Raw genomic sequence first — 18,482 nt, forward strand, 5'->3', positions numbered from 1 at the left:
CGCTCACCGATCCTTCGGCGACGATCCGGTGCAAATCTCGCCGGCGAGACGTGACGCGCCGCCCGGGAATGCTAAGACAGAGAGAGTTTCCCGCCGCCTCGTCCCTCCGCGGAGTTCGCAAGCGTTGATCGACCGTCTCATCGGTGTCGTTCTGATCGTCACGGGCGTCGCCATCCTTCTGCGCGAATGGGTGGGCAGCGCGGGCGCCGGGCTGGTCGCGGCCGCCGGCATCCTCGTCTTCCTGGTTCTCGCCACGCCGCGGGCGCCCTGGTCGCGCCAGGCATTCGTGGCGCTCGGCCTCGGCCTCGTCGCCATCGCCCTCTTCACCCGCGCCGACTGGCTCGCCATCACGCTGAAGGGGCTCGAACAGGGCGGCTTCATCGCGGCCTTCTTCATCGCGCTCGCCTCGCTGCGCGGCCCCGCCGCCGCCTCGCCGGCCATCGAGCGATGCGGGCAGTATCTCGCCAGCCAGCCGCCCGGCAAACGCTATCTGGCGCTGACCACCGGCGGCCATCTCTTCGCGCTGATCCTCAGCTACGGCGCGATCTCGCTCCTGGGCGGGTTGACCGAAAGCATCGCCAGCCGCGAGCCCAACGCCGAGATCCGCGAGATCCGCAACCGGCGCATGCTGCTGGCGATCCAGCGCGGCTTCGTCGCCTCGCTGACCTGGTCGCCGCTGGCCTTCGCCATGGCGATCTCCACCTCGGTCATTCCCGGCTCGTCATGGAGCGGGGCGGCCGTCTTCGCGATCTTCAACGCGGCTCTCGTCACCTTCATCGGCTGGGCGCTGGACACCTATTTCAAGCCGAAGCTGACCCAGCCGGCGCCGGCACGGCGCGATCCGATCGGCGGCTGGCGCGACCTGAAGCCGCTGCTGGCGCTGCTCGTCCTGCTCTTCTCGGGCGTCGCGGTGCTGGAGCTTCTCACCGGGCTGCGGGTGATCGCCGTGGTGATGCTGCTGGTGCCGACCATCGCCATCGGCTGGATTGTCATCCAGTCCCGCGGCGAGACTGGAACGGCGGCGCGGACCGCGACGCGGCTGAAGCGGCTCGCCCTCACCGACATCCCCTCCTTCCAGTCCGAGCTGATCCTCCTGGTCATGGCCGGCTTCATCGGCGCCACCGGCGGCGAGTTGCTGCAGCCGCTGATCGCCGATCAGGCCCTGGCGCTGGACGCCATCCCGGCTTCAGTGATCCTCGTCGCCATCGTCTGGATCATCCCGCTGCTCGGCCAGCTCGGCATGAACCCGATCCTGTCGGTGTCGCTGCTGGCGCCCTTGCTGCCGTCGGCCGCCGCCATGGGCGTGTCGCCGAATGTCGTCGTCGTCGCGCTGACCGCCGGCTGGGCGCTCACCGGCGCATCCTCGCCCTTCACGGCGACGACGCTGCTGATCGGACGGCTTGGCCATACCAGCGCCTTCCGGGTCGGGGTGGTCTGGAACGGCGGCTTCATGGTGGCCGGCCTGCTGGCCCTGTCGGCCACCGTCTTCCTGATCGCGCAGCTCTGAGCCGCCTGCTTCGCGCGGCATCCGGTTCGACGCGTTAACGCTTGTTTAACCATCGAACCGTCGTACAGGCGCGACTCACTTTGGCGCCGATTTGTTTCTGTCCTGTTCTTGTTTCATTCCAATTTCCATGCTTACCTAACGTCGCTTTCCGGCAAATTGGGTGGGCCGGAGTTCATCACGAGGGGTGGTGGCAATGGTATCTCGGGTCAAGACGGTGGCGTTTCAGGGCATCGAAGCGATTCCCGTCGACGTGCAGGTGATGGTGGCGCCGGGCAAGGTCGGCATCCAGATCGTCGGCCTGCCGGACAAGGCGGTGGCCGAGAGCCGCGAGCGCGTCCAGGCGGCCCTGCATGCCTCCGGGCTGTCGATGCCGCCCAAGAAGGTGACCGTCAATCTCGCCCCCGCCGACCTTCCCAAGGAGGGCAGCCATTACGACCTGCCGATCGCTCTCGGCCTGATGGCGGCGCTCGGCGCGATCCCGTCCGACGCGCTGGCCGGCTTTGTCGTCCTCGGCGAGCTCTCCCTCGACGGCATGACCACGGCGGTCGCCGGGGCCCTGCCGGCGGCAATGGGCGCCAACGCCATCGGCCTCGGCCTGATCTGCCCGGCTGAAAGCGGCGCGGAGGCGGCCTGGGCGAGCCAGGACATGGACATCGTCGCCGCCCGCAGCCTGATCCAGATCGCCAATCATTTCCGCGGCACGCAGATCATCGCCCGGCCGGAGCCGGCCATCCGGGCCGCGCCTTCCGACCTGCCGGACCTTGCCGAGATCAAGGGCCAGATCGTCGCCAAGCGGGCGCTGGAGATCAGTGCGGCGGGCGGCCACAATCTCCTGATGGTCGGCCCGCCCGGTTCGGGCAAGTCGATGCTGGCGCAGCGCCTGCCGTCGATCCTGCCAGCGCTGACACCGCGCGAATTGCTCGAAGTGTCGATGATCGCCTCGATCGCCGGGGAATTGTCCGGCGGCAAGCTGTCGGATCGCCGGCCGTTCCGGGCGCCGCATCATTCGGCCTCGATGGCGGCGATGGTCGGCGGCGGCCTGAGGGCGCGGCCGGGCGAGGTCTCGCTCGCCCATCGCGGCATCCTGTTTCTCGACGAATTCCCCGAATTCTCGCCGGTCGTGCTGGATTCCCTGCGCCAGCCGCTGGAGGCCGGCGAAAGCGTCATCGCCCGGGCCAATCACCGCGTCACCTACCCGGCCAAGATGCAACTCGTGGCGGCAATGAATCCCTGCCGATGCGGCATGGCGGGCGAGCCCGGCCGAAGTTGCGCCCGCGGCCCACGCTGTGCCGCCGACTACCAGGCCCGCATCTCCGGCCCGCTGATGGACCGGATCGACATTCGCGTCGACGTGCCGGCGGTGACGGCCGCCGACCTGATCAAGCCGCAGCCGGCGGAATCCTCGGCCGAGGTGAAGGCGCGCGTCGCCGCCGCCCACGCCCTGCAGACGGAGCGCTACGAGACGCTCGGCCTGCCCGGCTCGACCCGCAATTCCCGTTGCCCTGCCGCCCTGATCGAAAGCGTCGCCGAGCCGGACCGGGAGGGCCGGACCCTGCTGCAGGAGGCGGCCGAGCAGATGCGGTTCTCCGCCCGCGCCTATCACCGCATTCTCAAGGTCGCGCGGACCCTGGCCGATCTCGACGGCGACGACATGGTCCGGCGCATCCATCTGGCCGAGGCGATCTCCTACCGCATGGCCGGCGAGCGCCTGGCCGCCGCGGCATGACGGCGGCATGAGCGCGGAGCCGCACCCCGCCATTGCGGGCTACGACATCATCGCCGACCGCTTCGAGGCCGCGCGCCGGCTAAAGCCGTGGGAGCCGCCCTTCTACGCGCAACTGGCGGCATCGCTTCCAACCGGGGCGCGGCTCCTGGATTGCGGCTGCGGCACCGGTCACGCGGGGCTGGCGCATTGTCTGGAGGCCGGCGTCTCGATCACGGCGCTCGACGGGTCGGCCGCCATGCTGGCGCATTTCCATCGGGCCTATCCGCAGGTTCCGACCATCCTGTGCGACATGCGAGCCTAGCTCCCGGCCGTGTCCTTCGATGCAATCATCGCTTGGGACAGCTTCTTCCATCTGGACCACGGCGACCAGACGGCGATGCTGGGCCGCTTCGCGGCGTGGCTGCGCCCCGGCGGCTGGCTGATGTTCACCAGCGGGCCGTCGCATTCGGCGATCCGCGACAAGATGTTCGACGTGCCCATCGCCTATGCCAGCTATTCGGATGCCGGCTACCGGGTGCTTCTGGCGGAGGCCGGCTTCACCGTGCGCATGGCCGTCTTCGACGAGCCGCAGGGCGCCATCCACAAAGTCTGGATGGCGCAGAAGAGCTGATGCAGTCCGAGGTTTGTTCGCGCAGGGATACCACCGCGCGGCCATCGACCCGGGCGAGGCGGCCGCAACACCGCAGCCGCAACGACAAGGCCCCTCAGGCAGCCCCGCCAAAGCGGGCCGCTGCCCAGCGGCGGACGGCCTACGCCTGTGCTCCGGGACGTTGTGCCCCCCCTCGACAGGCTGCGCACTCCATCAACGCGCGTCATCCTCGGGTTCAACCCGACGCCCCATGCCACAGCGCCGATGCGGCCCGCTGCGCAGCACAACCGCACGCCACCATCCCAACAGCAACGCGCGCCGAGTACGCCCGCCGGACGCTGCGAACCGTTACGCCCGCAACGTGCCGCCGGTGGCCTTTTCGACTTGGGCGACGATCTTGGCGGACACCGCCTCCAGATCCTCCTCGGTCAGGGTCCGCTCGACCGGATTGAGGGTGACTTCCAGCGCCACCGACTTGCGGTTCTCGCCGAGCGCCGCGCCGGTGAAGACGTCGAAGACGCGCACCTCGCCGACCAGCTTGCGGTCGGCACCCTCGGCCGCGCGCACCAGCTTCAGCGCCTCGACATCGGCATCGACGACGAAGGCGAAGTCGCGGCGCACCGGCTGGAAGGCCGACAGGGCCAGCACCGGCTTGGTGCGGGTCGCCTTGCGCTTGGGCGTCGGGATCGCGTCGAGAAACACCTCGAAGCCGCAATGCGGCCCTGAGGCATCCAGCGTCTTCAGCGTCTTCGGATGGAATTCGCCGAACTCCGCCAGCACCACCTTGGGCCCCAGCTTGATCCGGCCGGAGCGGCCCGGATGGTACCAGTCGCTCGCCGGCGCCTCGATCATCAGCCGGTCGACCGGCGCGCCGGCGGCCTCCAGCGCCGCGATGGCGTCGGCCTTGGCGTCGTACACCGAGACGGCGGAGGCATTGCCGTTCCACGACCGGCCGCCGCCGGACATGATGGCGGTGCCGCGGCGCAGGCCGCCGGCGACGCGCAGCTGGCCGTCCGGCTCGTCCGAGCGGTAGATCGCCGCCACCTCGAACAGCGCCGTGTCGCCATGGCCGCGGGCGGCGTTGCGCGCCGCCGCCGTGATCAGGCCCGGCAGCAGCGACGGCCGCATGTCCGACATGTCGGCCGAGATCGGGTTCTCCAGCTTCAGCGCGGTCGCGCCGCCGCCGAAGGCCGCGGCGTGGCTCTCGCCGATGAAGCTGTAGCTCACCGTCTCCACCATGCCGCGGGCGGCCAGCGCCCGGCGCGCGGCGCGGTCGCGGATCTGCGGCACGGTGAGGATGCGCCCGCCGACGGCACCGGCCGAAGGCAGCGGCTGCGGCGCGATCGTGTCGACGCCGACGAGGCGCATGACTTCCTCGACGAGATCGGCCTTGCCGTCGATGTCCGGGCGCCAGCTCGGGCTGACGACGCTGGCGGTTTTGCCTTCCGGCGACACTTTGAAGCCGAGGCTTTCCAAGATGGCGACCTGCCGGTCGCGCTCCACCTGGATGCCGGTCAGTCGCTCGGTCTCGGTGAAGGGCAGGACGATGGGCGCCGGCGCCGGCGTCGTGCTCTCGACGACGATGCGCCGCGACGGCGTGCCGCCGCACAGATCAAGGACGAGGCGCGTCGCCAGATCGAGGCCCGGCTCCATGAAGTCGGGATCGACGCCGCGCTCGAAGCGGTAGCGCGCATCGGTGATGATGCCGAGGCTGCGGCCGGTGCGGGCGATGGCGCGCGGGTCCCACAGCGCCGATTCGATCAGGACGTCGGTCGTCGCCGCATCGCAGCCCGAATGCTCGCCGCCCATGATGCCGGCAATGGATTCGACGCCCTTGTCGTCGGCGATGACGCACATGCCGGCCGACAGGGTGTAGGTCCGCTCGTCGAGGGCCAGTACCTCCTCGCCGTCACGGGCGTCGCGCACGACGAGGCCGCCGGCCACCTTGGCGGCGTCGAAGACGTGCAGCGGGCGGCCGCGGTCGAAGGTGACGTAATTGGTGATGTCGACGAGCGCGTTGATCGGGCGCAGGCCGATCGCCTTCAGCCGCTTCTGCATCCATTCCGGCGAGGTGCCGTTGGCGACGCCCGAGACCTTGCACAGGGCAAAGCCGGTGCAGGTCGCGCTTTCCACCGACAAGGCGACGGGGCAGTCGCCCTCGCCCTCGATGCGCTCGGGCGCGGCGGTCTTCAGCGTGCCCATGCCGGAGGCGGCAAGATCGCGGGCGATGCCGGCGACACCGGTGGCGTCGGGTCGGTTCGGCGTCAGATTGATCTCGATGACCGGATCGGCGAGGTCGGCATAATCGGCAAAGCGCGTGCCCACCGGCGCGTCCGCGGCGAGATCGATGATGCCGTCATGGCTGTCGGAGAGTTCGAGCTCGCGCTCCGAGCACATCATGCCGTGGGATTCGACGCCGCGGATGCGGCCGATCGACAGGGTGGTGTCGATGCCCGGCACATAGGTGCCCGGCGTCGCCAGAACGCCGACCATCCCGGCCCGCGCATTGGGCGCGCCGCAGACCACCTGCAGCGGCTTGCCGTCATTGACCTCGGGCCCGGCGTCGACGCTCAGCACCTGCAGCTTGTCGGCGTCTGGGTGGCGCTCGGCGCTCAGCACCCGCGCGATGCGGAAGGGCGCGAAGACGGCGCGGTCGTCGACGGTCTCGACCTCGAGGCCGATCATGGTCAGGCGTTCGCAGATCTCGGCCAGCGAGGCGTCGGTGTCGAGATGGTCCTTGAGCCAGGAAAGCGTGAATTTCATCGGTTCGGTTCAGTCTCGTTGCGGACGGGCCGATCGGCCGTGGGAAATGCGCCGGATGGCTGGGGGGCCGCGGCGCGCGTGTCTTCGCCGGGGCGCCTGCGGGCGCTCCGGCCACGGGGCTCAGAAATCGTCGCGCCGCTTCGGCCCGGCGATGTCGTCGGCGACGCCCTGCGCCAGCGCCGTGGCATGGACGAAGCGATAGGTCAGCAGGGCGACGATGGCAAAGACCACGTAGAGGACGAGCAGCGTGCCCCAGGGCAGCAGCGTATCGAAGCCGAAGCGGTCGAGGATCGCCGGCAGGCCGACGCCGGTGAAGAACGAGGCCAGCGCCGCCGGGGTCTGCGACATGGAGCGGTAGTAGAAGGCAAAGAGGCCGACCGTCACCAGCGCCAGGACGATGCGACCGGGCGAGGCCAGAAGCGCAAAGAAGCTCGTGTCGGCAAACAGCCAGCTGGCGAAGTCGAGCGCCAGAAGGCCGATCACGGCGCCGGCCACGACGGCGATCACTTCGAGGACGGTCATGCGTGCCGACATGGCGAAGGCTCCTGCTTGCAGTGGACAGTCAACTCAGAATGGCCCGCCGCAGATCCCGAGAGACTGCGCGGCGGTCATCAATGTCACGTCGACAGGCCGCCGAACAGGGTCGGCATGTCGAGCGGGCGGAAGCCGTAATGCTCCAGCCAGCGCACGTCGGAATCGAAGAAGGCGCGCAGGTCCGGCATGCCGTATTTCAGCATGGCGATGCGGTCGATGCCCATGCCCCAGGCGAAGCCCTGATACTCGTCCGGGTCGAGCCCGCCATGGCGCAGCACGTTCGGATGCACCATGCCGCAGCCCAGGATCTCCATCCAGTCCGAGCCCTCCCCGAAGCGCACTTCGCCCGGGTTCGACCGGTCGCACTGGATGTCGACCTCGAGGCTCGGCTCGGTGAAGGGGAAGTAGGACGGCCGGAACCGCATGTTCAGCGACGGCACCTCGAAGAACGCCTTGCAGAACTCCTCCAGCACCCATTTCATGTTCGCCACATTGGCGGTCTTGTCGATGACAAGACCCTCGACCTGGTGGAACATCGGCGAATGGGTCGCGTCGGAATCCTGCCGGTAGGTGCGGCCGGGAATGACGATGCGCAGCGGCGGCTTCGTCGTCTCCATGGTGCGGATCTGCACCGGCGAGGTGTGGGTGCGCAGCACCTTGCGCTCTCCCTTTGCGTCCGGCTTCAGGAAGAAGGTGTCGTGCATCTCGCGGGCCGGATGGCCCTCGGGAAAGTTCAGCGCCGTGAAATTGTAGTGGTCGGTCTCGATGTCCGGCCCTTCGGCAATCGCAAAGCCCATGTCGGCGAAGATCGCGGTGATCTCGTCGATGACCTGGCTGATCGGATGGATACGGCCGCGGGCGGCCGGGCTGGGGCGCACCGGCAGGGTCACGTCGACGCGCTCGGCGGCCAGGCGCACGGCAATCGCGGCGTCGGCGAGTTCCTCGCGGCGGGCGTTGATCAGCGTCTGGGCGCGATCACGCAGGCCGTTCAGCTTCGGGCCTTCGACGCGGCGCTCGTCGGGGCTCATCTTGCCGAGACCCTTCAGGAGCTCGGAGATGCGGCCCTTCTTGCCGAGTTCGGCAACGCGGATCGCCTCCAGCTGCGCCTCGTCGGCGGCGGCCGCGACCTGTTCGGAGAGATGGGCTTCCAGTGCCTGAAGATCGCTCATCCGTTGCTCCCATACTGCTTGCGAAGGCCGGACGACCATGCGCCGACGGTCCCCGCGCAAGACGCGCCCGGACCGCGGCCCGATCGGACCCGCCGACATGAAAAGGCCCGCGCGGCAGTGCGGCGCGGGCCCGTAAGCGTCAAGAGTTGCGCTGGCCTCAGGCCGCGCGCGTCTCGCCAACGGCGCGCTCGTAGGCACCGTCAAATTCGCTTTCCTTGAGGTAGGCAAGCGCCGACTTGGCCTGCTCGCACAGCGCACCGAACGCCTCGGGCTCGTGGATCGCGATGTCGGACAGGACCTTGCGGTCGACCTCGATGCCGGCCTTGTTCAGGCCGTCGATGAAGCGGCCATAGGTCATGCCATGCTCGCGGACGGCGGCATTGATGCGCTGGATCCACAGGGCGCGGAAATTCCGCTTCTTCACCCGGCGATCGCGGGTCGCATACTGCTTCGACCGGTCGACGGCGGCCTTGGCGGCGCGGATGGTGTTCTTGCGACGACCGTAGAAACCGGCGGCCTGCTTCAGAATCTTCTTGTGCTTGGCGTGGGACGTTACGCCCCGTTTCACTCGTGCCATGATCTAAACTCCTGAATTCTCTAAAAAGCCCGGGCCGCTTAGCGGTTGTAGGGCATGTAGATCTTGACGATCCGCTCGTCGGGCTTGGACAGGATCATCGTGCCGCGCGCATCGCGCAGGAAGTCGTTGGAGCGTTTGATCATGCCGTGGCGCTTGCCGGCGGCGCCTGCCTTGACGCGGCCATTGGCCGTCATCCGGAAGCGCTTCTTGGCGCTGGCCTTGGTCTTCATCTTGGGCATTTTGCTCTCCTTGGTGAGGATCGCGACAATCCGCGGGCAATCGGAACTCCCGATTGCCGGGTCGCCTCTGTGACGATGTCGCGACAGCATTGAGAACCGCCACGGCATGCCCTGCCGGCCGGTTCGCATCTGAACGTCGCGTTTATAGGCAAAGACGGGTCGCCGCGCAAGACGCCACGCCGGGGTTCCTCACAGCCCCGGATCCGCCTCGCAGCCGGCCGGGACAGCCGGGGAGGCGCCATCCCTATCCCTATGGAATCTTCTTGACTCCGGCTATTTCCTCACTGAGTTATTTGCGGGATCCCGGACACGAGGGAATCATCCGGTGGGCATGGAAATGGACGGCAATGACGCTCATTCGGTTTCCGCACGGTGTGGACACGCTGCGCGAACAACTCCCATGCGCCGCTTTCAGCCGGGAAAACTGGGTCGGGGTCACACAGGCCATCGACGCGATGTTCGCCGGCGCGCGGACGACGCTCCTTCGGGTGGCGACGCAATGCACCGAGCGCCTCGAACTCGCCCTGCCGTTCGGCGGGCAGCAGGCCGTCTTCCGCTTCGGTGAAACCGGCCCGCCCCCGGGCACGCCGAACCTCGTTGCGGGGGCGGTGTTCGACAGCCGCCAGATCGATCCTTTCGGAATGCCCCCATCACCGACCGCATGGGCGACCGGACTGGTCCTCCACCGCGGCGCGCCATGGACCTGGCTCCTCCTCGTCGAAAGCCCCGATACCCCGACAGGACGCAATGCAACGGCCATCCACACGCTGCTGCGCCGCAATGCCGACGATCTGCGGCGCACCTTCCTGGTGTCCCACTGCCTCGGCACCCCGGACGAGCCGGACCGGGAGACGATCGAGGCAAGCTGGGACCCGCTGCCCTTCGGGATCGCGCTTCTGTCCGACCGCCGCACCATCCTTGCCGCCAACACGGCCGCGGAGGACATGATCTCGACACGCCGCTTCTTCGTGCCGCCGGGTGACACCGCCACCCTGCGCCCCGCGACAATGCGGGATCGGCGCCAACTCTACCGCGCGGTCGAACGCATCGTCGGCGGCGACAGCGACAGCGAGGCCCTCGGCCTACACGGCCTGCGCCACGGCGCCCCCTTGCCGATTACACTTCTACCCTGCGGCCATGGCAACGGGCTCGAACGGTGCGGAGAACCGCCGCCAAGGCGTCTCGACCGGCTGATCGCCGTCATAGGCAAGAGCCAGCAGGAGCTGCAGGCCTGCTGCTACCGCGCCTGAGCCGCCCGGAACGCTCCCTGTGGCTGGCGACATGGCCGGGCCCCACAAGGAAAAAGCCGGCGCCCCCGAGGGATGCCGGCTTTCTGCATGTCTACCGATCGACGATCGATCTCAGCCGCGCGGGGCGAGAACCATCATCATCTGCCGGCCCTCGAGCTTGGGCTCGGCCTCGACCTTGGCGATCTCGCCGGTCTCTTCGCGAACCCGGTTGAGCAGACGCATGCCCAGTTCCTGGTGCGCCATCTCGCGACCCCGGAAGCGCAGGGTGACCTTCACCTTGTCGCCCTCGTCGAAGAAGCGGCGGACCGACTTCATCTTGGTCTCGTAATCGTGCTCGTCGATGTTCGGCCGCATCTTGATCTCTTTGACCTCGATGGTCTTCTGGCGCCTGCGCGCCTCGGCCGACTTCTTCTGGGTCTCGTATTTCAGCTTGCCCAGGTCGAGAATCTTGCAGACAGGCGGGTTGGCCGTCGGCACGATCTCGACGAGATCGAGTCCGGCTTCCTCAGCCATGGCAAGCGCTTCAGAGGTCGCGGTCGGGCCGCGGTTTTCACCGTCGGCGTCGATCAACTGGACCTGAGGAACGCGAATATCCTTGTTGGAACGCGGTCCCGTGTTCTGGGTCGGTGGTGCACGGAATGGTCTGCGAATGGTCGTTGACTCCTGTTGTTGACGACGCAAGACGGCTCTGGGACAACACGCGGCGTCGGATCGGGTTCCTCGAACGAACGGCGGAACCGATCAACGATCACCCACGATGCGGGTCCTTCAGTGGGGCGTATATAGCATCGGCTGGGCCGATTGGCACGCCCCGGCCGTCGAGAAAATGCGCCGGGGGCCCCAGACGGGCGCGTCGGGCGCCGTAGAGTCACCAGAACGGATCATCCTCATGCGCGCCGAACCCTCTGCCGATACGCCCCGGACCCTGACCGTCGGCACCGACGCACGGCGCATCGCCTACCGCACCCAGGCCGGCGCGGGCCCCACCCTCGTCTGGCTCGGCGGCTACCGTTCCGACATGCGCGGCACGAAGGCAGAGTATCTGGCCGAACTGGCGCAGCGCGAGGGTCTCGGCTTCTGCCGGCTCGACTATTCCGGTCATGGCGAATCCGGCGGTCGCTTCGAGGACGGCACGATCAGCCGCTGGGTCGAGGACGCCAAGGCGGTCATCGATGCCGCCGTCGACGGGCCGGCCATTCTCGTCGGCTCGTCCATGGGGGCATGGGTCGCCCTGCGGCTGACGCAGATGGCGCGGGACGCCGGCGACCGCAAACGGATCGCCGGGCTGCTGCTGCTGGCCCCGGCCCCCGACTTCACCGAGAAGCTGATGATGCCGAAACTCGACGCCGCGCAGCGCGAGGCGCTGGCGCGTGACGGCGTGCTGACCAAGCCGTCCGACTATTCGCCCGAGCCCGACCTCTACACCCGGGCGCTGTTCGAGGACGGCCGCGACAATCTCGTCATGACCGATCTGATCGAGACGGGCTGTCCGGTGACGATCATCCAGGGCATGGCCGACAAGGACGTCCCGTTCTCCCATGCGATGGAGCTGGTCACCCACCTGCCCTTCTGCGGAACGATCATGACGCTGGTCAAGGACGGCGATCATCGCCTGTCCCGGCCGCAGGATCTGGCCCTGATCGGCCGCGCGGCGACCGATCTCGTCACCGCGTTCCGCGACGGCGCGTAAGGTTCCACCGATTCTGCATCGCGAAAGCGATCGCCTCCAGCCTGTTGTGAATTTGTCACAAAGCCATCGGCCGGACCGAGAAAGCCCCATGATTTCCGTTTATTAGCCTGCTACGGATCGCGCCCAAATGCCTGTTCACGCTGTCGTTTCCATGCGGAAACCGGCTGCAGCTTGTGCGTGGCTGGAGAATGATGCGCCGCAGCAACGCCGGTTGCGTTGACAGTTTTCCGCATCCCCAACACCATCGAGACCAGAGAGGGTTGTTCGTCCGAGCGGGGTACGGATGGGGTCTTTACGCGCAATCGGCGCCACGATATTGCTTTGCCTGACAGCACAGACCGGATCGGTCATGGCGGAAGCACGCGGGCCGTTCATGGTGGTCGGAGTCACCACCTCGCCGCCGGTCGGACACCGGCTGTTCTGCCATACCCATCCCGATGAATGCCGCCCCGCCAGCGACCGCGTGGCCGGCCAGAGCATCGAACCGGTCAAGCTCACGCCCGAACTGATCAGCGCGGTGGCCGAAACCAATGCCGAGATCAACCGCCGCATCACCGCCAGATCGGATCACGAGCTCTACGGGGTCGAGGAGCGCTGGACCTATCCCCCGGAGAGCAACGAGGGCGACTGCGAGGACTACGCTCTCCTGAAGCGCAAGATCCTGCACGAGCGCGCAGGCATCGATCTGGGCAATCTTCTCCTCACCGTCGTGCGCAAGCGCGATGGCGAAGGCCACGCCATCCTGACGCTCAGGACACAGCGCGGCGAATTCATTCTCGACAATCTCGATCGCCGGGTCGTGGCCTGGGGCGATACGCCCTACCGCTTCCTGAAGCGCCAGAGCGTCGCCGATCCCGGCCGCTGGAACCGCGTCGAGGACGGCAATGCCGTACTGGTGGGGTCGGTCAAGGACTAGGTCTCGCCGGCCCGTTCCGTCCGGCTTCGGCGATCGCCCCAGCGATGCGCGCCGCCGTCAGTTCTCTTCGCCGGTGTCCGGCGCCGACGGCTCTTCCTCGGTCCCGGGAATCACGTAGCTGCCGCTCAGCCAGCGATTGAGGTCGATCGCCTTGCAGCGCGGCGAGCAGAACGGATAGCTCGCCCGGTCCGACGCATTGCCGCATTCGGGGCATTGCCGCTTGGAACGAAGCGGCGTCACCTTCGCACCGATCGCATTCATGCCGTTTCCGTCTGGCCCGCTGCGGCCTTCCACCGGTTGTGGATGTCGTAGCCTTCGCCGGCGAGCAGCGCGAGCGTCTCGTAGAGCGGCAGACCGACGACGCTGGTGTAGGAGCCGATCAGGCGCACGACGAAGCTGCCGGCCAGACCCTGGATGGCATAGCCACCGGCCTTGCCGCGCCATTCGTCCGAGGCGATGTAGCAATCGATATCCTCGCGCGACAGCCGCTTGAAGCGGACGCGCGTCTCGATCAGGCGCTGGCGCAGCGAGCCGCTCGGGCCGACCAGAGCGACGCCGGTATAGACGCGGTGCGTGCGTCCCGACAACGTGCGCAGATTGGCGATCGCGTCGTCGGCCAGTTCGGCCTTGGGCATGATCTGCCGGCCCACCGAGACCACCGTGTCGGCCGCCAGCACGAAGCGCGGACCTGGAACGTCGAGCTCGCGCAAGGCGCGCACGGCCAGTTCGGCCTTCGCCTTGGCCAGCCGCTTGGCCAGCGAACGCGGATGCTCGTTGCGCAGCGGCGACTCGTCCATGTCGGCCGGCAGCAGGCGGTCCGGCTCGATACCGGCCTGCGCAAGCAACTCCAGCCGCCGGGGCGAACCCGAGGCGAGAACGAGCACGGGGTGCGCCGCTTTGGTACTCATGCCCTTGCCGACTTACTTGAAGCGGTAGGTGATGCGACCCTTGGTCAGGTCGTAGGGTGTCATCTCGACGAGCACCTTGTCGCCGGTCAGGACGCGGATGCGGTTCTTGCGCATGCGGCCCGCCGTATGGGCGATGATCTCGTGCTCGTTCTCGAGTTTGATCCGGAACGTCGCGTTGGGTAACAGCTCTGTCACCGTGCCCGGAAACTCGAGAACTTCTTCTTTTGCCATATGATGTAGTGCCTTGATCGTGTGTGAGGGCGCGAAGCGTCAGGCTTCGCGACGAGACGAACCGCCGCACTGACGCGGCGACGGAATGGGGATCGGTGCCTTAGATCGGGGCAAACGCGAAAAAAAGCAATATGCGCCGGTCGATCACGGCCGCCAAGAGGCGCGCCGACAGCATCGGAACGACATCGAACCCGCCCCGATCCTCAACCGGCCGAGACGCGTTCGATGTCGGCGCCGCAGGCGCCCAGCTTTTCTTCCAGCCGCTCGAAGCCGCGATCCAGATGATAGACGCGGTTGATCGTCGTCTCGCCCTCGGCGACGAGGCCGGCGATCACCAGCGACACGGAGGCGCGCAGATCGGTCGCCATGACCGGCGCGCCGACGAGGCGATTGACGCCCTCGATCGTCGCGACCTGGCCGGACAGGGTGATCCGGGCGCCGAGGCGGACCAGTTCCTGCACATGCATGAAGCGGTTCTCGAAGATCGTCTCGGTGATGTGCGAGGTGCCCTCGGCCCGCGTCATCAGCGCCATCATCTGCGCCTGCAGATCGGTCGGGAAGCCCGGATAGGGGTCGGTGACCACGTCGACCGGCGCGATGCCGCCGCCATTGCGATAGACGCGAATGCCGTCCTCGACCGGATCGACGGTGACGCCGGCGCCCTTCAGGCTGCCGAGCGCGGTCTGCAGGAGCTGGGCATTGGTGCCGGTCAGCGTCACGTCGCCGCCGGTCATCGCCACGGCCATGGCGTAGGTGCCGGTCTCGATGCGGTCGGGCAGCACCCGGTGGCGGGCGCCCGACAGGGCCGGCACGCCCTCGATGGTGATGGTGCCGGTGCCGGCGCCCTCGATCCTGGCGCCCATGGCCGAGAGGCAGGTGGCGAGGTCGACGACCTCCGGCTCGCGCGCCGCGTTCTCCAGAACCGTCTGGCCCTTGGCGAGCGTCGCGGCCATCATCAGCACGTGGGTCGCGCCGACCGAGACCTTCGGGAAGACGTAGCGCGCGCCGACGAGGCCGCCCTTGGCCTCGGCCACGGCATAGCCGGCATCGATGTCGATGGTGGCGCCGAGCGCCCGCAGGCCGTCGATGAACAGGTCGACCGGCCGGGTGCCGATGGCGCAGCCGCCCGGCAGCGAGACCTTGGCCTTGTGCATGCGCGCCAGAAGCGGACCGATGACCCAGAAGCTCGCCCGCATCTTGGAGACGAGCTCGTAGGGCGCGGTGGTGTCGACGATGTTGCGCGCATCGAAATGAATGGTGCGGCCGAGACCCGGCTGCTGCCGGAAGCGCTTGCCGATCACCGAATAGTCGACGCCGTGGTTGCCGAGAATACGGATCAGCTGCTCGACATCGGCGAGATGCGGCACGTTTTCCAGCGTCAGCGTGTCGTCGGTGAGCAGCGACGCGATCATCAGCGGCAACGCCGCGTTCTTGGCGCCCGAGATGGGTATCGTCCCGTTGAGCTCGTTGCCGCCGCGAATGCGAATGCGATCCATGATGTCCGGCCTTGCCTGCTATCGTCCCGAAGGCGGGTCTCTACACCAGCCGGCACCGGGTATCAAACGGCGGCACGCAGAGCCGGCCCGCCTGAGCCCGCTCAGATGTGGATGGCGTGGCCCAGCGCCTTGAAGGCGGCCTCCTGGAATCCTTCCCCTTGAGTCGGATGGGCGTGGATGGTCCCGGCGATGTCTTCGAGGCAGGCGCCCATCTCCAGCGCCAGCCCAAAGGCGGCCGACAATTCGGAAATGCCGGCGCCGACGGCCTGGATGCCGAGCACCAGGTGATTGTCGGCCCGCGCCACCACCCGCACGAAGCCGTCGTCGCGGGCAAGGGTCATCGCCCGACCATTGGCCTGGAAGGGGAAGAGCCCGATCTTCGTCTCATGGCCCTGCCGCTTCGCCTCCTCCGGCGACAGGCCGACGGTGACGATCTCCGGATCGGTGAAACAGATCGCCGGGATGGCGCGCTTGTCCCAGGCGAGCCGCGCACCGGCGACGATCTCGGCGACCATCTCGCCCTCGGCCATCGCCTTGTGGGCCAGCATCGGCTCGCCGCAGACATCGCCGATGGCATAGACGCCGCGCATGGCGGTGCGGCGCTGTTCGTCGACCCGCAGGAACGGCCCGTCCATCTCCAGCACCAGCTCCTCGCGGCCCCAGCCGTCGGTCAGCGGCCTTCGCCCGACCGTGACGAGAACCCGGTCCGCGGCAAGCCGGCGCTCGCCGCCATCGGCGCCTTCCACGACGAGGTCGCCCCCCTCGCCGGCCAGCCCCATGGCTTTCGCCTCGGTCAGGATCTCGACGCCGAGCGCCTCGAGCCGCGCGCGCACCGGCCGGACGAGTTCGGCATCGTAGAGCGGCAGGATCTGCGCCGTCGCCTCGACGATGGTGACGGTCGAGCCGGCCTTGGCGAAGGCGGTGCCGAGCTCGACGCCGATATAGCCGCCGCCGACCACCACCAGACGCTCCGGCGGCGCGTCGAGACTCAGCGCCTCGGCCGACGAGATCACCTTGCCGCCGAAGGGCAGCGACGGCAGTTCGACCGGCACCGAGCCGGTGGCGATGACGACATTCTCGGCGGCAATGCGCTGGGTGCCCGTCTCGCCCGTCACCTCGACGGTCTTGCCGTCGAGAAATCGCGCCCGGCCGGAGACGAGCTTCACCTTGGCCCGTTTCAGAAGACCGGTGACGCCGTTGTTCAGGCGGTTGACGATGCCGTCCTTCCAGTCGACCACCTCGCCCCAGTCGAGGCCAGGCTCGGCGGCCGTGATGCCCGGGATCGCCGCGCCGCGGGCGGCTTCGCGCAACAGGAAATATTCGTCGGCGGCGTGGATCAGTGCCTTGGACGGGATGCAGCCGATATTCAGGCAGGTGCCGCCCGGCTTGCGGTCGTCGACGATCACCGTGTCGAGGCCCAGCTGACCGGCGCGGATCGCTGCGACATAGCCGCCGGGGCCGGCGCCGATCACCAGGAGCTGGCAGGAAATGTCGGTCATGGCCGCTCCTCGACGAAGATCATCGCGGGGGTTTCCAGAAGTGCCTTGATGCGCTGGACGAAGCGGGCGGCGTCCCAGCCGTCGATCACCCGGTGGTCGAAGCTGGAGGACAGGTTCATGCGCCGGCGCGGCACGAAGCCGGTGCCGTCCCAGACCGGGCGGATCTCGATCTTGTTGACGCCGACGATGGCGACTTCCGGATGGTTGATCACCGGCGTCGTGACGATGCCTCCCATGGCGCCGAGCGAGGTGATGGTGATGGTCGAGCCGGACAGCTCCTCGCGCTTGGCGGTGCCGGACTTCGCCGCCTCGCCGAGCCGGGCCAGTTCGCCGGCGCAGTTCCACAGGTCGCGCGCCTCGGCATGGCGAACCACCGGGACGACCAGCCCGGCGCCGGTCTGGGCCGCGATGCCGATATGGACGCCGCCATGCTGGTGCAGGACATTGGCCTCGTCGTCATAGAGCGCGTTCAGCGCCGGCTGCTCGCGAATGGCGATGACCATCGCCCGCATCAGGAACGGCAGAAGGGTCAGTTTCGGCCGGTCCTCGCGGCGGTCGCGGTTCATCGCGGCGCGCAGCTCCTCCAGCGCCTCGACGTCGATCTCCTCGACATAGGTGATGTGGGCGATGCGGCTCTTGGCCAGCGCCATCTTCTCGGCGATGCGCCGCCTGAGGCCGACCACCTTGATCTCGGTGACGGAACTGTCGGCCTGCAGGCCTCCGCCGGCGGAAGGCTCGGTGCCGCCGCCGTCCAGATAGGCGTCGAGATCGTCCCGGCCGATCCGGCCCGCCGGACCGCTGCCGGCGACCCGGCGCAGATCGATTCCGGCCTCCATGGCCCGGCGCCGCACAGCCGGCGAGGCCAGCGGACGCTCACCCGGCTTGCGCGCCGGCGAAGCGGACGCAGGCCGCTGCGCCTTCGGCCGGGCCGGGGTCGCCGGGGACGCGCCAGAGGAACCGCCACCCGACGGCTTTGCCGGCTTATCTGATGTCGCCTCGTCCGCCTCCGCCGCATCGTTGCCACCGGTCGTGGCCTTGCGGTCGGCCGGTCCCGGCGCCCGTTCGGCCGAGGGCGAACGCGGTGCGTCCTCGCTTGTCGCGACCACATCGTCGGGGTTCTCGTCCGGCTCGTTGGTGCCGCCCTCCCCATCGACGGTGAGCTTGACCAGCGGCGATCCGACGGCCAGCGTCTCGCCGATCTCGCCGCCCATCCAGGCGACGGTGCCGTCCACCGGCGAGGGAATGTCGACCGTCGCCTTGTCGGTCATCACGGCGGCGAGGACCGCGTCCTCGCGCACAACGTCGCCGATCTTCACATGCCATTCGACGAGTTCGGCTTCGGCGACGCCCTCGCCCACATCCGGCAGCTTGATCGTGTAGGTGCCCAT

At 68.2% G+C, this 18,482-nt stretch carries 19 protein-coding genes; 7 read left to right on the plus strand and 12 right to left on the minus strand.

The window, feature by feature from the left end:
* Positions 1-124 precede the first annotated feature (124 nt).
* The 4 genes from SI859A1_RS17185 (at position 125) to SI859A1_RS20485 (ending at position 3,843) form a co-directional block, all read left to right on the plus strand.
* Positions 125-1,507 carry a hypothetical protein gene (locus tag SI859A1_RS17185; RefSeq protein WP_040325960.1) on the plus strand — a complete coding sequence of 461 codons (1,383 nt, stop codon included), beginning with the start codon at positions 125-127 and terminating at the stop codon, positions 1,505-1,507.
* Positions 1,508-1,700: 193 nt separating this feature from the next.
* Positions 1,701-3,233, plus strand: a complete 1,533-nt coding sequence (locus SI859A1_RS17190; RefSeq protein ID WP_040325961.1) for a YifB family Mg chelatase-like AAA ATPase — start codon at positions 1,701-1,703, stop codon at positions 3,231-3,233.
* A 7-nt stretch (positions 3,234-3,240) separates the two neighbouring features.
* Positions 3,241-3,534, plus strand: a complete 294-nt coding sequence (locus SI859A1_RS20480; RefSeq protein ID WP_050767573.1) for a class I SAM-dependent methyltransferase — start codon at positions 3,241-3,243, stop codon at positions 3,532-3,534.
* Positions 3,535-3,543: 9 nt separating this feature from the next.
* Complete coding sequence (locus SI859A1_RS20485; protein ID WP_050767574.1) at positions 3,544-3,843, plus strand: methyltransferase domain-containing protein; 300 nt, start codon at positions 3,544-3,546, stop codon at positions 3,841-3,843.
* Between the two features lie 327 nt (positions 3,844-4,170).
* Here SI859A1_RS20485 and pheT read toward each other — a convergent pair whose 3' ends face one another.
* The 5 genes from pheT to rpmI all read right to left on the minus strand — a co-directional run bounded on the left by pheT (position 4,171) and on the right by rpmI (position 9,104).
* Positions 4,171-6,585 carry a phenylalanine--tRNA ligase subunit beta gene (gene pheT / locus SI859A1_RS17200; protein ID WP_009210959.1) on the minus strand — a complete coding sequence of 805 codons (2,415 nt, stop codon included), beginning with the start codon at positions 6,583-6,585 and terminating at the stop codon, positions 4,171-4,173.
* A 120-nt stretch (positions 6,586-6,705) separates the two neighbouring features.
* Positions 6,706-7,119: a hypothetical protein gene (locus SI859A1_RS17205; RefSeq protein WP_040325962.1), complete on the minus strand. Its 414-nt coding sequence runs from the start codon at positions 7,117-7,119 to the stop codon at positions 6,706-6,708.
* Positions 7,120-7,202: 83 nt separating this feature from the next.
* Entirely contained in the window at positions 7,203-8,288 is a 1,086-nt protein-coding gene (gene pheS, locus SI859A1_RS17210; RefSeq protein ID WP_040325963.1) for a phenylalanine--tRNA ligase subunit alpha, read from the minus strand.
* A gap of 157 nt (positions 8,289-8,445) precedes the next feature.
* Positions 8,446-8,865, minus strand: a complete 420-nt coding sequence (gene rplT, locus SI859A1_RS17215; RefSeq protein WP_009210961.1) for a 50S ribosomal protein L20 — start codon at positions 8,863-8,865, stop codon at positions 8,446-8,448.
* A gap of 38 nt (positions 8,866-8,903) precedes the next feature.
* Positions 8,904-9,104 (minus strand): 50S ribosomal protein L35, encoded by a 201-nt coding sequence (rpmI, locus tag SI859A1_RS17220; protein WP_009210962.1) that lies wholly within the window; start codon positions 9,102-9,104, stop codon positions 8,904-8,906.
* A 263-nt stretch (positions 9,105-9,367) separates the two neighbouring features.
* On the opposite strand from rpmI, the gene SI859A1_RS17225 reads away from it, so the two are divergent.
* Positions 9,368-10,354 (plus strand): hypothetical protein, encoded by a 987-nt coding sequence (locus SI859A1_RS17225; RefSeq protein ID WP_148233884.1) that lies wholly within the window; start codon positions 9,368-9,370, stop codon positions 10,352-10,354.
* 111 nt (positions 10,355-10,465) lie between these two features.
* Here SI859A1_RS17225 and infC read toward each other — a convergent pair whose 3' ends face one another.
* On the minus strand, positions 10,466-11,005 hold the full coding sequence (infC, locus tag SI859A1_RS17230; protein ID WP_024349584.1) for a translation initiation factor IF-3: 540 nt from the start codon (positions 11,003-11,005) through the stop codon (positions 10,466-10,468).
* 238 nt (positions 11,006-11,243) lie between these two features.
* Here infC and SI859A1_RS17235 point away from each other — a divergent pair, with 238 nt between their 5' ends.
* Together SI859A1_RS17235 and SI859A1_RS17240 are read left to right on the plus strand one after the other, a co-directional pair.
* On the plus strand, positions 11,244-12,044 hold the full coding sequence (locus SI859A1_RS17235; RefSeq protein ID WP_009210965.1) for an alpha/beta fold hydrolase: 801 nt from the start codon (positions 11,244-11,246) through the stop codon (positions 12,042-12,044).
* A gap of 349 nt (positions 12,045-12,393) precedes the next feature.
* On the plus strand, positions 12,394-12,960 hold the full coding sequence (locus SI859A1_RS17240; protein ID WP_244401055.1) for a transglutaminase-like cysteine peptidase: 567 nt from the start codon (positions 12,394-12,396) through the stop codon (positions 12,958-12,960).
* Between the two features lie 57 nt (positions 12,961-13,017).
* On the opposite strand, the gene yacG is transcribed toward SI859A1_RS17240, so the two are convergent.
* The 6 genes from yacG to SI859A1_RS17270 all read right to left on the minus strand — a co-directional run bounded on the left by yacG (position 13,018) and on the right by SI859A1_RS17270 (position 18,482).
* Positions 13,018-13,221: a DNA gyrase inhibitor YacG gene (yacG, locus tag SI859A1_RS17245; protein WP_040325965.1), complete on the minus strand. Its 204-nt coding sequence runs from the start codon at positions 13,219-13,221 to the stop codon at positions 13,018-13,020.
* Positions 13,218-13,868, minus strand: coding sequence for a Maf-like protein (locus tag SI859A1_RS17250; protein ID WP_009210967.1), 651 nt, complete (start codon positions 13,866-13,868; stop codon positions 13,218-13,220). Before SI859A1_RS17250 ends, yacG begins: the two co-directional genes overlap by 4 nt.
* Before the next feature lie 12 nt (positions 13,869-13,880).
* Positions 13,881-14,099, minus strand: a complete 219-nt coding sequence (infA, locus tag SI859A1_RS17255; protein WP_024349579.1) for a translation initiation factor IF-1 — start codon at positions 14,097-14,099, stop codon at positions 13,881-13,883.
* A 203-nt stretch (positions 14,100-14,302) separates the two neighbouring features.
* Positions 14,303-15,595: a UDP-N-acetylglucosamine 1-carboxyvinyltransferase gene (murA, locus tag SI859A1_RS17260; protein WP_009210968.1), complete on the minus strand. Its 1,293-nt coding sequence runs from the start codon at positions 15,593-15,595 to the stop codon at positions 14,303-14,305.
* A 101-nt stretch (positions 15,596-15,696) separates the two neighbouring features.
* Positions 15,697-17,094 (minus strand): dihydrolipoyl dehydrogenase, encoded by a 1,398-nt coding sequence (gene lpdA / locus SI859A1_RS17265; protein WP_009210969.1) that lies wholly within the window; start codon positions 17,092-17,094, stop codon positions 15,697-15,699.
* The gene (locus tag SI859A1_RS17270; RefSeq protein WP_009210970.1) at positions 17,091-18,482 is read right to left on the minus strand and encodes a dihydrolipoamide acetyltransferase family protein; all 1,392 of its coding nucleotides are present in this window, start codon (positions 18,480-18,482) and stop codon (positions 17,091-17,093) included. The genes lpdA and SI859A1_RS17270 overlap by 4 nt, the downstream gene beginning before the upstream one ends.

It is taken from the genome of Aurantimonas manganoxydans SI85-9A1 (genome assembly GCF_000153465.1).
Lineage (GTDB): Bacteria > Pseudomonadota > Alphaproteobacteria > Rhizobiales > Rhizobiaceae > Aurantimonas > Aurantimonas manganoxydans.